Raw genomic sequence first — 14,107 nt, forward strand, 5'->3', positions numbered from 1 at the left:
TCCCTGATGCCCGGCACCTCGCACGGAAGGACCGGATGGGCCGCGGCAGGACGACAGCACAAACGGCCCGCGGCCGCAAAAACGGCCCCGGTCAGCACCGTTCATGCGGGGCAGGGCCGCTCAAGTCCCCAACCTGTGGCGGCACGTCCTGTCTGAGCACTAGCGAGGGCGCCGGTGCCGGAGCGAACCCAGCCGACGGGACCCGCGGACTCAACCTTTGGGTGGTGCGGGTTAAAAGCGAAAGCCCCGCCTGCTCTGGGAGCAGGCGGGGCTTTCGGGTGATGCTTTAGACGCTCGGGGCGATTTCCGGGATGCGCGGCTTGGCGTTGCCGGCGAACGTGAACTTTGCGTCGTCGCCGTCGCCTTCCACGTCCACTACGACAATGTCGCCGGCGTGGATCTCGCCGAACAGGATCTTCTCGGAGAGCTGATCCTCGATCTCGCGCTGGATGGTGCGGCGCAGCGGCCGGGCACCCATGGCGGGATCGTAACCGCGGGTTGCCAGAAGCACCTTGGCGGCCTTGGTCAGTTCGATGCCCATGTCCTTGTCCTTGAGCCGCTTCTCGAGGCGGGTCACGAACAGGTCCACGATCTCGATGATCTCGTCCTGGGTGAGCTGCGGGAACACCACAACGTCATCCACACGGTTCAGGAACTCGGGGCGGAAGTGCTGCTTGAGCTCCTCGGTCACACGGGCACGCATGCGGTTGTAGCCGGTCTGCGTGTCGGTGCCGGACTGGAAGCCGGTGGCAACACTCTTGGAGATGTCCCGGGTACCCAGGTTGGTGGTCATGATGATCACAGTGTTCTTGAAGTCCACCACGCGGCCCTGGGAATCGGTCAGGCGGCCGTCTTCCAGGATCTGCAGCAGCGAGTTGAAGAGGTCCGCGTGGGCCTTTTCCACTTCGTCGAAGAGCACCACGGAGAACGGACGGCGCCGGACCTTCTCGGTCAGCTGGCCGCCTTCCTCGTAGCCGACGTAGCCCGGAGGGGCACCGAAGAGCCGCGAGACGGTGTGCTTCTCGGAGTACTCGGACATGTCCAGCGTGATGAGGGCGTCCTCTTCACCGAACAGGAACTCCGCCAGTGCCTTGGCCAGCTCGGTCTTGCCGACGCCGGTGGGGCCGGCGAAGATGAACGAGCCGCCGGGACGCTTGGGGTCCTTGAGCCCTGCACGGGTGCGGCGGATGGCCTGGGACAGTGCCTTGATGGCCTCGTCCTGGCCCACCACGCGCTTGTGCAGTTCGTCTTCCATCTTCAGCAGGCGCGAGGACTCTTCCTCGGTCAGCTTGAAGACCGGGATGCCGGTGGAGTTGGCCAGCACCTCGGCGATGAGATCCTCATCCACCTCGGAGATGTCGTCCATGCCGCCGGACTTCCAGTGGCGTTCCTTTTCGGAGCGCTCGGTGATCATCTTCTGCTCCTTGTCACGGAGCGCAGCTGCACCTTCGAAGTCCTGCGCGTCGATCGCGGACTCCTTCTCCATTTTCAGCTTGGCGATGCGCTCGTCCATGGCCTTGAGCTCCGGCGGAGCGGTCATGCGGCGGATGCGCAGCCGTGCGCCTGCCTCGTCGATCAGGTCGATCGCCTTGTCCGGCAGGAAGCGGTCCGAGATGTAGCGCTCGGCGAGGCTGGCCGCGGAGGCCAGGGCGCCGTCGGTAATGGTGACGCGGTGGTGCGCTTCGTAGCGGTCACGCAGGCCCTTGAGGATCTCGATGGCGTGCGCCACGGAGGGTTCCTTGACCTGGATGGGCTGGAAGCGGCGCTCCAGCGCGGCGTCCTTCTCGATGTGCTTGCGGTATTCGTCAAGCGTGGTGGCACCGATGGTCTGCAGCTCACCGCGGGCCAGCATCGGCTTGAGGATGGAGGCAGCGTCGATGGCACCTTCGGCGGCACCCGCACCCACCAGGGTGTGGATTTCGTCGATGAACAGGATGATGTCGCCGCGGGTGCGGATTTCCTTGAGGACCTTCTTCAGGCGCTCTTCGAAGTCACCGCGGTACCGGGAGCCTGCCACCAGGGACCCGAGGTCCAGGGTGTAGAGCTGCTTGTCGCGGATGGTCTCCGGGACATCGCCGCGGACAATCGCCTGGGCGAGGCCTTCGACGACGGCCGTCTTGCCGACGCCGGGCTCACCGATCAGCACCGGGTTGTTCTTGGTGCGGCGGGAGAGGACCTGCATAACGCGTTCCATCTCCTGCTCGCGCCCGATGACCGGATCCAGCTTGTTTTCGCGGGCGGCCTGAGTCAGGTTGCGGCCGAACTGGTCCAGCACCACGGAACCGGCCGGAGCGCCTTCGGGCTGGCCTGAGCCAACACCTGCTCCAGTGGTTTCCTTGCCTTGGTAGCCGGACAGGAGCTGGATGACCTGCTGGCGGACCCTGTTCAGGTCTGCGCCGAGCTTGACCAGCACCTGGGCTGCAACACCCTCACCCTCGCGGATGAGGCCCAGCAGGATGTGCTCCGTGCCGATGTAGTTATGGCCCAGCTGGAGGGCTTCGCGCAGCGAGAGCTCCAGCACCTTCTTGGCACGGGGGGTGAAGGGGATGTGCCCGGATGGCGCCTGCTGGCCCTGCCCGATGATCTCCTGCACCTGCTCGCGAACGCCGTCGAGCGAAATGCTCAAGGACTCAAGAGCTTTGGCGGCAACGCCCTCACCCTCATGGATAAGACCCAAGAGGATGTGTTCGGTACCGATGTAATTGTGGTTCAGCATGCGTGCCTCTTCTTGGGCAAGCACAACTACGCGACGGGCACGGTCCGTAAATCGCTCAAACATTTCGCCACACTCCTAGCTACGACGTACTTTGATGCTACGTGGCCAGCCCATCGTTGTGGAGCGTGTTCGCCACGGGGGAAACCGGAGTCGTCACGGAATAATTGCAGCGGCCCCTTCGAGGACCCCCGCCGCCGTCCACTGAGGGCAGGGAAATGTGCCTTCAGCCCCTTGCCCGCACAACCGCAACGGCCCATTCTTGGCGGTAGCGGAGTTGTTGTTGCGGGGCTGCAGTTGCGGAAGAAGCGGCGGGAGGGCAGGAAGATGCCGGAGGTAAACCTGGAAAGCGTCAAGCGGCCCGCGGGGGTGGCTTTGGCTGCCGGCGCGGTGTGGCTCGCCGGGATCAGTCCGGTCTCCCGCGTGTATCTGGAACCGGATCCGGTTCGGCGGCTCGCGATGCTGCGCAACGGGCGGAGGTCCTGGGTGCTGGGGCAGCATGTTGCCGCAGCAGGAACCGCCGCCATGCCCGCAGCGTTTGCCCGGCTTGCCCTTGCCCTCCCCGCCGGAAGGACCAGGGCGCTGGCAGGGACAGCCGCCGTCGCCCTCGCCGCAGGGGCACCCATGTTTGTGTCCCAACTCGCGATGCGGGCGGCTGACCTTGAAGGATTCGCCGCCCGCCGCTTTCCGGCATGGCCGTTCCTTAGCTACGCGTGGCTGCATGTGGTCGCCCTCGGATCGCTGTCAGCCGCCCTGGCAACCTTGCCGCACAAGGAAAAAGAAGCGGCAGCACTGGGACTCGCCGCGCTCGGCTCCGGCGCCGTGCTGGCGAAAACGGGCGACATTCCGCCGTTCGTGTTCTATCTCTGTGAACAGCTCGCCGCAGCAAGCCTGCTGCGCGGCACATCTGCCAACCCCCACAGCAGCCCGGTGCCGCCGCAGTAATTTACCGGGACTTCCGTCCGTTTCAGTTTCCGGGACCGAAAAAGCCCTGCTCCCAAAACAGGAAGCAGGGCTTATTACCGGACTGGCACCGTAACTAGGAATTGGCCTTTTGGTAGGCTTCCTGGATTTCAGCCTGAATTCGGCCCCGGCTGTTAACCGTGTAGCCGTTTTCGCGGGCCCATTGACGAATCTGGGCCGAATCATGGCTGCGGCCACCGGCGGCGGCTTTGGTCCGGGCAGTCCGGCCGCTGCTGCTGCCGGAAGCCTTTCGTGCTGCACCGATAAAACGCTCCAATGAGGAGCGAAGTTCCGCGGCATTAGCTGCGGAAAGATCGATCTCGTAGTTGACCCCGTCAAGGCCAAACTTAACATTCTCGTCTGCGGATCCCCCATCCAGATCATCAACGAGGATGATGTTTACTTTCTGTGCCATTAAAAGTCTTCCTTTGGGAAAGGTTCGGGTTTTCAGAAAAGCAGGATGTTTCCTAAAAAGTATGACTCTCTTTATGGCAACGCGTCAAAGCGCCTAATGGCTCTTGGGGATAAAGGCGGGAAATTAGGGGGTTTTATCTTTTGATTCGGGGTCCGTGCGCTCGGCAGGAGTTGCCGCCCGGGCTTCGGCTTCCGCCTGTGCCCGGGCTTCAGCCTGGCGTTCGGACTTGTCCGCATTAAAGATCGCTTTCATGGCGAACCAGAAGAGCAGTCCCACCACGATGGAGGGCAGCAGGACAGCTACGTATTCCATGGTTAGTGACCCTCGGGCTTGAGCAGCGGGAACAGGATGGTTTCGCGGATGCCGGCACCGGTGAACAGCATGACAAGCCGGTCGATTCCGAGTCCGATCCCGCCCATGGGCGGGGCGCCGTATTCGAGTGCCCGCAGGAAGTCCTCATCCAGCTGCATCGCTTCATCGTCGCCGGCCGCTGCGTGGCGGGACTGCTCCGTGAGCCTCTCGCGCTGGATCACGGGGTCGATCAGTTCGGAGAACGCGGTGCCGCGTTCCATGCCGCCGATAATGAGGTCCCAGGCCTCGATCAGCCGGCCGTCCTCGCGGTGCGGACGGGCCAGCGGCTGGGCGGAGGGCGGGTAGTCGTAGACGAAGGTCGGGTTCCGCAGCGTGGGCTCGACGATTTCGCCGAAGAGCTCAACCACCAGCTTCTCGGCGTCCCACTTGGGGTCAACCTTGACCTCGTGCTTCCCGGCAATCCCGCGAAGCACCTCCAGCGGAGTGTCCGGGGTGATCTCCTGGCCAACGGCGTCGGACAGTCCGGGGTACACGGACACCCAGGCCCAGTCGCCGTCGAGGTTGATCTCCCCTGCTTCGGTCTGCAGGACGCGGCCGGCACCCACGGCGTCGGCGGCGTCGAGGATGATTTCCTTGATGCGCTCCGCCATCACAAACTGGTCCGCCCACGCCTCGTAGCACTCAAGGGTGGTGAATTCCGGGCTGTGGGTGGAGTCCACGCCTTCATTGCGGAACACCCGGCCCATGTCGTAGACGCGGTCGATGCCGCCCACCACGGCGCGCTTGAGGTACAGCTCGGTGGCGATGCGCAGGGTCATCTTCTGGTCGAAGGCGTTCATGTGGGTCTCGAACGGCCGGGCCAGCGCGCCGCCGTGGACCAGCTGCAGGATGGGGGTCTCCACCTCAACGTAGCTGTGCCGGAAGAGCGTCTCGCGGATGGAGCGGGTGATGGCAGCCCGGGTGTAGACCATTTCGCGGGCTTCGTCGCGGACCATAAGGTCCACGTAGCGCTGGCGGACGCGGGTTTCCTCGTTCAGCTCGGCGTGCAGCACCGGCAGCGGGCGCAGAGCCTTGGACGCCATGGACCAGGAGTCGGCCATGATGGACAGCTCGCCGCGGCGGGACGAAATCACCTCACCCTTGATGAACACGTGGTCGCCGAGGTCAACGAGGGCCTTCCAGTCGGCGAGCGCTTCCTCCCCGATGTTGGCCAGGCTGAGCATGGCCTGCAGGCGGGACCCCTTGCCGTCTGTGCCGCCCTCCTGGAGGGTGGCGAAGCACAGCTTGCCCGTGTTGCGGACGAACACCACGCGCCCGGTGACGCCCACGGTGTCGCCGGTGGTGTCATCGGCCTGGAGGTGGGCGTACTTTTCGCGGATCTCGGCGAGGGAGTGCGTCCGCTCCACACCCACCGGGTACGCCTCGGTGCCGCGCTCAAGAAGTTTGGCGCGCTTTTCCATGCGGATCCGCATCTGCTCGCTGGCGTCCAGCGGCTCCGGGGCGTTCTTGGGCGAGGGGGTGTTTTGGGAAGTCACAATCATCAAGTTTACCGGGCATCGGGCCGGCCTGGCTGCGCAGCCTCCCAACCGCCCCTGCCTAGGATGGGGTGGTGAAAGAACGGGTACTTCCAACGCACGACGGCGGCCGGCTGGCTTTGTACAGTTACGGCACCGGGGATGCGCCTGGCGAACGCCGCGTGGTGCTGATCGGCGGGGCGTTCCTCACCGCCCTGATCTACCGGCCGTTTTCGACAGCGCTGGCAAAGGGCCTGGGCGAGGGCTGGGCCGTGGACGTTTATGACAGGCGCGGCCGCGGCAGCTCCTCCGAACAACCGGCAGACTACTCGATGGCCACCGAGATAGCGGACGTCCGCACGGTCATGGACGCCACCGGGGCGCGAAACATCCTGGGCCACAGCCTGGGTGGCTCGGTGGCACTTAACGCCGTGCAGGAGTTCACCGGCACCCGGTATGTTCCGGACAAGCTCGCGGTGTACGACGCCGCCGTGAACATCGACGGCAGCATCGACACCGCCTGGCTGGACGGTTTCGAAGACGCCGTCAACAAGGGCAAAGTGGGCCGCGCCCTCGCCCATATGAAGAAGGCAACCAAACCAGACTCGCCCTTGGCAAGGATCCCGGAGCCCGTCCTCGCCGGGCTGATGGCCGTGATGTCCCGCACCAAGGTGAACAGGATGTTCCAGGAGGTGATGCCCAGCGGCGTGGGCGAACTCCGGGCGGCTTACAACGAGCCGGACCATGCCAGGGACTTCAGCCTGCTCCCCGCCAATACCCACTTCATGGCGGGCGGCAGGAGTCCCGGTTATTACAAGGCAACGGCTGAGCGGCTGCACGCCGCAGTCCCCGGCAGCACCTACGAGCTCTCCCCCAAGTGCTTCCACGGTTCCATCCCGGCCGCCGTGGATGAACTGGTCACGGACATCTCCGAGTACTTCAAGGGCTGAGGCCGCACCAACTTCCTGCCCCCGAGTTTTTGTCCAGATATGCAGAGATAAACCGCCTCGAAGCCTGCATATCTGGACAAAAACTCCCAGGGGGTAGCTGCGGTCAGGCGCGCTCTCCCCTGCTGAAACCCCGCCAGCGCGGCATCGCCCAGGTTCTGCCACAGGCTCTTGTGCCGGCCCTGTTGGTCCTTGGCTGCCAGCCAGTCGCCGTAGCGGGTGATGTCCTCACCGCCGGCGGCCGCCACGGCATCGCAGGAGAACCCCACGGCCCTGGAACCGTCGGCCAGTTCGATGGCCCCGAGCAGCATGGGTTCGGGGAGTTCGGCCAGGAACCGCCCCAGCCCCGCTTCCGAGACAAGCCACCGTTCACCGGCCAGCTCCGCGCCGTCGTCGGACCGGTACACCCCCGGCTTCGGCGGGACGGTGTCCAGGGACACCATCCGGTAGCGCGCAGCGGTCCGCACGGGCCCGTCCCAGGCGGCGCCGAGCGCCTCGAGCTGCGGAGCCAGCGGCTGGCCCTTGCGGTGCGCGCCCACCACCACCAGCGGCACGGCGGTTGCGCCGGCGGCCACGGGCCAGGGAGCGGACGACGACGGGCCGTCGCCACTGCGGGCAACCGCCGGAGCCGCGCCCGCGGCGAAAAGCGCGGGAGCCGCCGGGGTTGCCTCCAGGCGGCGGGCAATGTCTGCGGCAACAGCGTCATCGAAGGTCCGGCCCACCACGGTCAGCCCGAACTGGGCGCCGTCTACTTCGGCGGCGGGCACTGCCACAGCGCACAGGTCGAACAGGTTGCAGAAGTTGGTGTACGTGCCCATCAGGGAGTTCACACCCACCGGGTCCGCGGCCACCTCGGCAAGGGTGGGATGGAACGGGGCGGTGGGGATCAGGAGGGCGTCAAAGCCCTCCAGCCCGGCCATCGCCTCCTGCTTGAGCGTTTCGAGCGCGGCCGTATCGGCCACGTAACGGTGGGCGGGCACTGTGCCCGCTGCCCGGATGATGCGTTCCACGGTGGGATCGATGCCCGCCTGGCTGTCCGCGCCGCCGTCGTGCTTGTCCAGGAAAGCGCCCACGGCGGCGTAACGCTCGGCCACCAGCGCGCCGTCGTACAGCAGCCGGGCCGCCTTGAGGAAGGCATCGAACTCGATGGGTTGGGCGTCCACTCCCGAGTCGCGGAGGTGCTCCACCTGCCGGGCAAACTCTGCCGCCCAGGTGTCCGGGAGTGCCGGCAGGGTTGCCGGGTAGGCGACGCGCGGCTTTTCCGGAGCCGCCAGCCGGATGTCCGCCGGCCACGCCCGTGAGTCCCCCGCCATCACCCCCATGGCAAGCTCGGCAGTGGAGAGGTGCCGGGCAAAGATGGTGACGGCATCCCAGGACTTGCAGGCGGGCACCACACCGGCCGTGGACACAACATCCAGGGTCGGTTTGATGCCCACGATGCCCTGCAGCCCGGCAGGGACGCGGCCAGAGCCGGCCGTGTCCGTCCCGATGGCGATGTCCACCAGCCCCAAGGCGACGGCAACCGCGGAACCGGAGCTGGAGCCGCCGGAGATGAACTCCGGGCGGCGCGAGTCCCGGACTGCGCCGTGCGGGCTGCGCGTGCCCACCAGTCCCGTGGCGAACTGGTCCAGGTTGGTGGCGCCCAGGACCAGGGCTCCGGCGGCCCGCAGCCGGGCCACCGCTTCGGCGTCTTTCTCCGGAAGGTAGGCGAAGCCGGGGCACGCCGCCGTCGTCGGTATTCCTGCCACGTCAACGTTGTTTTTGACCCCGAGCAGGAGCCCGGCAAGGGGCAGGTGAACGCCGCGGGCCACGGCCGCATCGATGTCAGCGGCTTCGGCCAGCAGATCAGCCTCCCCGCGCAGGGTGATCCAGATTTCCGGGCGGTCCACTGCTTCGAGTGCGGCGAGCGCTGCCTTGACCCGTGCAGCGGCTCGGTTGGTGATCTCGTTGATCATACTGCTGCTTCTTCCAGTTTCTGGGCTTCGCCCGCCAGTTCAACCTCCAGGTCCGAGCCGCCGAGGACCAGCACAGCCTCGCCGGCCACCACCTGCGACCCGGCAACCGGCAGCACCCGCAGGACCACGCCGTCGCACGGCGCCTCCAGCACGGTTTCCATCTTCATCGCTTCGAGGGATACCAGCGGCTGGCCCTTGACCACCCGATCGCCCTCCGCCACGTCAACCTTCCAGACGCTCGCCGCGAACGGCGCGGCCACGAGGGAACCGCCGTCCGGAACCTCCACCTCGTCCGCAGCCGGTACCACGACGGCGGCCAGGGCATCGGCACGGTCAAACTCGCCGGCGTCGGCCCATGCCTGCCGTTCGACGGCGAAAGCCGCACCCTGCTTTTCGCGGAACGCCGCGATGGATTCACGGTTTTCCGCAAGGAACACCTCGTGCTCGGCCAGCGAAAAGGTGCCCTCCTCGATCTCCACACCGCGGCCGCGGCCGGCGGCCATGTCAGCCCGCAGATCCAGCAGTTCCTCGGGGCTGACGGGGTACCAGGAGATCCGGTCAAAGAAGCGCAACAGCCACGGTGAGCCCGGCTCGAAGGGGGCGGAATCCGCGTAGCGCGACCAGACCTGGGTGGTGCGGCCCACGAACTGGTAGCCGCCCGGTCCTTCCATGCCGTAAATGCACATGTAGGCGCCGCCGATGCCCACCGCGTTCTCCGGCGTCCAGGTGCGGGCCGGGTTGTATTTGGTGGTGACCAGGCGGTGGCGCGGATCGAGCGGGGTGGCCACGGGAGCGCCAAGGTAAACATCGCCCAGGCCCAGGACCAGGTATTCGGCGTTGAAGACGGTGTCGAACACGTCGTTGACCGAGTCCAGGCCGTTGATGCGGCGGATGAATTCGATGTTCCAGGGGCACCACGGCGCGTCGTCGCGGACACCGGCCATATAGCGCTCGATCGCTTCGCGGGTGGCGGGGTCATCCCAGGAAAGCGGCAGCCGGACGGTGCGGCTGGGAACCACCAGTTCGGAGCTGGCGGGCAGCGCCGCCTCGATCTCCTGGACCAGGCCCAGCAGCCGGTTGGTGGACAGCACCGAAGGGTCCACCTTGATCTGCAGGGAACGGATGCCTGGAGTAAGGTCCACGATTCCCGGCACCCGCAGCTCTTCGATGTGCTGGTGCATGGCGTGAACCCGGGCGCGGAGCCCGAGGTCCAGCACCATGTCGCCGTATTCCACGAGCAGGTTGTCATCCCCCGAGCGGCGGTAGGTGACCGCCGGGCGGCCGGCGCCTTCGGGCACCCGGCCGAGCACGCCGTCGTCGCCATCCCCGCGCCGGGTCGGGGCGGGAGAAGTGCCGGCTGCGGCGGCGGTGACGGAGGAGATATCCCCGGACCACCCGGCGTCGCCCGGCAGGACCAGCTGGCGGCCGGGTCCCAGGTCCCCGGCCGACGGCGCCTGGCTGGCTTTGATGGGAACGAACCGGACCTTGTCCCCCGGCCGGAGCTGGCCGAGCTTCCAGCGGTCGGCGGTCACCACGGTGACCGGGCAGACGAAACCGCCCAGGCTGGGACCGTCGGGGCCCAGCAGGATGGGGGTATCGCCGGTGAAGTCCAGCGCGCCCACGGAGTAGGCGGTGTCGTGGATGTTGGAGGGGTGCAGGCCGGCCTCGCCGCCGTCCGTACGGGCCCAGCGCGGCTTCGGGCCGATGAGCCGGACGCCGGTCCGGGCTGAGTTGAAGTGGACTTCGTACTCCGCGGCGTACAGTTCCTCGATGTCTTCGCGCTGGAAGAACTCCGGGGCACCGTGCGGGCCTTCCACCACCGAAAGTTCCCAGGCCGAAGTCAGGGCCGGCCGGCTGTCCAGCGGCACTGCGGCCGTGGGGGCTTGTCCGCTGCTGGCAGCCTTGACTGCCCGCAGCACATCCCCGGCGCGCAGCACCCGCCCGGCGTGGCCGCCGAACTGTCCCAGGGTGAAGGTGGAAGCGCTGCCCAGGTACTGCGGGATGTCCAGGCCGCCCTGGAACAGGATGTAGCCGCGCAGGCCTTTGCTGCCGGCCGTGCCGACGTCGAGCGTTCCTCCCGCGGGGACCGTGACGGGCGCCCAGCCGGGCACCTCGGTCCCGTCAACTGTCACGGTTACTTCAGCGCCCGTGACGCACACGGCGGTGGCGTGGGTGAAGGTCAGGCTGGGGCCGGTCATGGTGAATTCAAGGCCGGGAGCACCTTCCGGGTTGCCCAAAGCCGTGTTTCCGAGCCGGAAGGAAAGATCGTCCATGGGGCCGCTCGGAGGTACGCCGATCTGCCACAGGCCCATGCGGCCGGGCCAGTCCTGCACGCTGGTCTGCAGGCCGGGGCGGAACACGGTGATCCGCGGTTCGGGATCCCCTACGCTGTCCAGCGTGCTGGTGGAGTGCTGGACGGTGCGGACCACGTCGAGGGCGGTGGCGGCGCGGAGCAGCCCGAGGTTGGTTTCGATCCCGTCGATCCGGGTGTCTTGGAGCGCTGCGGAGAGCCGGTCAAGGGCTTCGGTGCGGTTCGCGCCGGAAGTGATGATCTTGCCCAGGAGGGGATCGTAGTTGGTGGACACTTCGGTGCCGGTTTCGGCCCAGGCGTCCACGCGGACGCCCTCTGTTTGCGGGTAGGCGGCGTTGGTCACGGTGCCGGCGCTGGGCTGGAAACCGCGGGCCGGGTCCTCTGCGTAGACGCGTGTTTCCACTGCGTGGCCTGTGACCGGGAGGCTGTCCGGCACACCGGCAAGGACGGTTGAAGCTTCGTTGCCGCCTTGGGCCAGGCGGAGCATCCATTCCACCAGGTCCACGCCGGTGACGGCCTCGGTGACGGGGTGCTCCACCTGCAGCCGGGCGTTGACCTCAAGGAAGGATGCTTCCCGGCGGGCGGAGTCGTAGACGAATTCGACGGTCCCGGCGGAGCGGTAGTTGAGGGAGGCGCAGAGGGCGCGGGAGCTGCGGTGGAGTTCTTCGCGCAGTTCCTCGGGCAGGTCCGGGGCGGGCGCCTCTTCGAGGACTTTCTGGTGGCGGCGCTGCAGGGAGCAGTCACGGTCGCCGAGGCTGACCACCCGGCCTGCGCCGTCGCCGAAGACCTGGACCTCGATGTGGCGGGCGTTCTCCACGTACCGTTCAGCGAACACGCCGGCGGTGCCGAAGCTGGCGCCGGCGAGGCGTGCGACGCGGGGAAAGCTCTCCATCAGTTCAGCCTCGTTGCGGCACACTGTCATGCCGATGCCGCCGCCCCCGCCGGTGGCCTTGAGCATCAGCGGGAACCCGATTGTTGCGGAGGCTGCGACTGCGGCGTCCACGTCCTCCAGCAGCCCGGAACCGGCGATCATCGGCACCCCGGCCGCCCGGGCGGCGTCGCGCGCTGTGTGCTTGGTGCCGAAGATGCGGAGCTGCTCGGCGGTGGGGCCTACAAAAACCAGCCCGGCTGCTTCCACGGCCTCGGCGAAGGCGGCGTCCTCGGACAGGAAGCCGTAGCCGGGGTGGATGGCGCCGGCGCCGGTGGATGTGGCGGCCTCGAGCAGGGCGTCGACGCGGAGGTAGGACTCCTTGGCAGGTGCCGGCCCCAGGAGGACGGCTTCATCGGCGAGCCGGACGTGCTTGGCGCCCCGGTCCGCTTCGGAGAACACGGCAACGGTGCGCAGTCCCAGCTTCCGGGCGGATTCAATGATGCGGCAGGCGATCTCGCCGCGGTTGGCGATCAGCAGGGTGTCAAAGTTGGTCACAGTGCAGCCTCCGGCCGGGTGACGATCATGCGGACTGGGGTGGGGTTGAAGCCGTTGCACGGGTTGTTGATCTGGGGGCAGTTGGAGACGAGCACCAGGGTGTCCACCTCGGCCCGCAGCGCCACGCGCTTGCCGGGCGCGGACAGTCCGTCCACGATGCCCAGGGCGCCATCCGGATCCACCGGTACGTTCATAAACCAGTTGATGTTGGACACCAGATCCCGCTTCCCGAGGCCCCAGCGGGAGCCCTCGATCAGGAAGTTCTCCACACAGGCGTGCTGTTCGCGGGTGTGCTGGCCGTAGCGGAGGGTGTTGGATTCCTGCGAGCAGGCGCCGCCGATGGTGTCGTGCACGCCCACCTCGTCCGCCACAACGGTCATCAGGGCGGCGCCGGTATCTGCCCGCAGCACGGAGCCGGTGGTGAGGACAATCGACTGCTGCCGGGCGATGGTGACAGGCGCGGAGTAGCGAACCGTAGTGTCCGCCGCCGCGTACAACAGGCAGTCCACGGCCTGGTTGCCTTCAAGGTCCACGATGGTCAGCACGTCACCGGCCGCCACGACGGCGGACCAAGGGCCGCGGGCCTCGACGAATTCATCAAGGACCACATCCCCGGGAATGAGCGCGGTGTCACGGGCGTCCGCGGCGGGCTGGGTGTAGGTGGCGGTGTTCATCGTGCGTTCCTTGCAGTGAGGTCGTGTTCGGTGTTGTGCAGTGCCTGCCGGTGCTCGGGTGACAGCGGGCCGGCAAGGGTGCCGGCCTCGAGGGCTGGCAGGTCCTGCGGCGCCTGCCAGGCAACGATGTCCACGGCGGTGCCCGTGAATTCTGCGCGAGGGTCCAGCGGGTGCGCCGTATTGGCAAGGACCAGCACGGCGTCCATCTGGAGCAGGAGTTCGACGGCGGCACCCGGCCCGGCGCTTCCGGTGAAGGTGATGCGTCCGGCCGGGTCCACTGCGGTGCCCTTGAAGAGCGACAGGGACGGGGCCACGTCACGCGGGCCCAGCCCGTTCTTCAGCGCTCCGAGGGTGAGCAGTTCGCGGGCGGCCGGGGATGCGCTGTGGGCCGTTCCGGCACCGTACTTTGCGGTGTTGCCCTCCAGGGTGGTGGCACCGGTCAGGGCGTCGTGGCGGGAGGATGAATCGGCGACGATGGTGGCCATCAGGCGGCCGGCGTCGGACAGCAGCGGGTGTCCGGTGGTGGGGTAGGCCTGCCACGGGACCTTGACCGTGTCAGCCGCGTTGAGGCGCTCGTGCAGTGCTCCGGTCCGGTAGAGGATGGTGTGCACGCAGGCGTCCCCGCCTGTGTCTGTGAGCCTGATCCGGGTGCCGCGGGCCAGGGCCAGGGTGGTGTAGCGGCCGAAGGCGAGGGATTCGGCCCAGGTGGGGAACGCGCCGTCGGGCAGTCCGCTCAGAAGGTGTGCCGGGGCGCCGGCTGCCGGGACGTGCCGCATGGTGTCCACGGTCCGGCCGTGCTGCTCCCTTGCATGAGCACGGGCGCCGGCGGTGGTGGCAGTGCCTGCGGCTGCTGGACTCTCAGTTACTTGTGTCATGT

10 protein-coding genes are annotated in these 14,107 nt (G+C 67.3%); 2 read left to right on the top strand and 8 right to left on the bottom strand.

Annotated elements, in window-relative coordinates; genetic code table 11:
• Nucleotides 1-286: 286 nt before the first annotated feature.
• Nucleotides 287-2,779 (bottom strand): ATP-dependent Clp protease ATP-binding subunit, encoded by a 2,493-nt coding sequence (locus tag ARTSIC4J27_RS18850; RefSeq protein ID WP_050056718.1) that lies wholly within the window; start codon nucleotides 2,777-2,779, stop codon nucleotides 287-289.
• A 261-nt stretch (nucleotides 2,780-3,040) separates the two neighbouring features.
• Between ARTSIC4J27_RS18850 and ARTSIC4J27_RS18855 the strand changes: the two genes are divergently transcribed.
• Nucleotides 3,041-3,658, top strand: a complete 618-nt coding sequence (locus ARTSIC4J27_RS18855; RefSeq protein ID WP_050056719.1) for a hypothetical protein — start codon at nucleotides 3,041-3,043, stop codon at nucleotides 3,656-3,658.
• A 94-nt stretch (nucleotides 3,659-3,752) separates the two neighbouring features.
• Here the strand turns inward: ARTSIC4J27_RS18855 and ARTSIC4J27_RS18860 are convergent, their stop codons facing one another.
• From ARTSIC4J27_RS18860 to lysS, 3 genes are all read right to left on the bottom strand, one after another.
• Complete coding sequence (locus ARTSIC4J27_RS18860) at nucleotides 3,753-4,091, bottom strand: histone-like nucleoid-structuring protein Lsr2 (protein ID WP_050056720.1); 339 nt, start codon at nucleotides 4,089-4,091, stop codon at nucleotides 3,753-3,755.
• A gap of 123 nt (nucleotides 4,092-4,214) precedes the next feature.
• Nucleotides 4,215-4,403, bottom strand: coding sequence for a hypothetical protein (locus ARTSIC4J27_RS18865; protein ID WP_050056721.1), 189 nt, complete (start codon nucleotides 4,401-4,403; stop codon nucleotides 4,215-4,217).
• 2 nt (nucleotides 4,404-4,405) lie between these two features.
• Entirely contained in the window at nucleotides 4,406-5,944 is a 1,539-nt protein-coding gene (gene lysS / locus ARTSIC4J27_RS18870; RefSeq protein ID WP_050056722.1) for a lysine--tRNA ligase, read from the bottom strand.
• Between the two features lie 68 nt (nucleotides 5,945-6,012).
• Here lysS and ARTSIC4J27_RS18875 point away from each other — a divergent pair, with 68 nt between their 5' ends.
• The gene (locus tag ARTSIC4J27_RS18875; protein WP_050056723.1) at nucleotides 6,013-6,867 is read left to right on the top strand and encodes an alpha/beta fold hydrolase; all 855 of its coding nucleotides are present in this window, start codon (nucleotides 6,013-6,015) and stop codon (nucleotides 6,865-6,867) included.
• On the opposite strand, the gene atzF is transcribed toward ARTSIC4J27_RS18875, so the two are convergent.
• The 4 genes from atzF to ARTSIC4J27_RS18895 are packed head-to-tail and all read right to left on the bottom strand — an operon-like array spanning nucleotide 6,777 to nucleotide 14,105.
• Nucleotides 6,777-8,819 carry an allophanate hydrolase gene (gene atzF / locus ARTSIC4J27_RS18880; protein ID WP_235436760.1) on the bottom strand — a complete coding sequence of 681 codons (2,043 nt, stop codon included), beginning with the start codon at nucleotides 8,817-8,819 and terminating at the stop codon, nucleotides 6,777-6,779. The genes ARTSIC4J27_RS18875 and atzF overlap by 91 nt on opposite strands.
• Nucleotides 8,816-12,556, bottom strand: a complete 3,741-nt coding sequence (gene uca / locus ARTSIC4J27_RS18885; protein WP_050056724.1) for an urea carboxylase — start codon at nucleotides 12,554-12,556, stop codon at nucleotides 8,816-8,818. The genes atzF and uca overlap by 4 nt, the downstream gene beginning before the upstream one ends.
• Nucleotides 12,553-13,230, bottom strand: a complete 678-nt coding sequence (locus ARTSIC4J27_RS18890; protein WP_050056725.1) for an urea amidolyase associated protein UAAP2 — start codon at nucleotides 13,228-13,230, stop codon at nucleotides 12,553-12,555. The genes uca and ARTSIC4J27_RS18890 overlap by 4 nt, the downstream gene beginning before the upstream one ends.
• Nucleotides 13,227-14,105, bottom strand: a complete 879-nt coding sequence (locus tag ARTSIC4J27_RS18895; RefSeq protein WP_050056726.1) for an urea amidolyase associated protein UAAP1 — start codon at nucleotides 14,103-14,105, stop codon at nucleotides 13,227-13,229. The genes ARTSIC4J27_RS18890 and ARTSIC4J27_RS18895 overlap by 4 nt, the downstream gene beginning before the upstream one ends.
• Nucleotides 14,106-14,107: the final 2 nt, after the last annotated feature.

Origin of the sequence: Pseudarthrobacter siccitolerans (assembly GCF_001046895.1) — a bacterium.
Lineage (GTDB): Bacteria > Actinomycetota > Actinomycetes > Actinomycetales > Micrococcaceae > Arthrobacter > Arthrobacter siccitolerans.

Coding starts and splice junctions, on each gene's coding strand:
- atzF (WP_235436760.1), bottom strand. CDS start 8,819: ATGATCAACGAGATCACCAACCGAGCCGCTGCACGGGTCAAGGCAGCG.
- ARTSIC4J27_RS18850 (WP_050056718.1), bottom strand. CDS start 2,779: ATGTTTGAGCGATTTACGGACCGTGCCCGTCGCGTAGTTGTGCTTGCC.
- ARTSIC4J27_RS18865 (WP_050056721.1), bottom strand. CDS start 4,403: ATGGAATACGTAGCTGTCCTGCTGCCCTCCATCGTGGTGGGACTGCTC.
- lysS (WP_050056722.1), bottom strand. CDS start 5,944: ATGATTGTGACTTCCCAAAACACCCCCTCGCCCAAGAACGCCCCGGAG.
- ARTSIC4J27_RS18895 (WP_050056726.1), bottom strand. CDS start 14,105: ATGACACAAGTAACTGAGAGTCCAGCAGCCGCAGGCACTGCCACCACC.
- ARTSIC4J27_RS18860 (WP_050056720.1), bottom strand. CDS start 4,091: ATGGCACAGAAAGTAAACATCATCCTCGTTGATGATCTGGATGGGGGA.
- ARTSIC4J27_RS18890 (WP_050056725.1), bottom strand. CDS start 13,230: ATGAACACCGCCACCTACACCCAGCCCGCCGCGGACGCCCGTGACACC.
- ARTSIC4J27_RS18855 (WP_050056719.1), top strand. CDS start 3,041: ATGCCGGAGGTAAACCTGGAAAGCGTCAAGCGGCCCGCGGGGGTGGCT.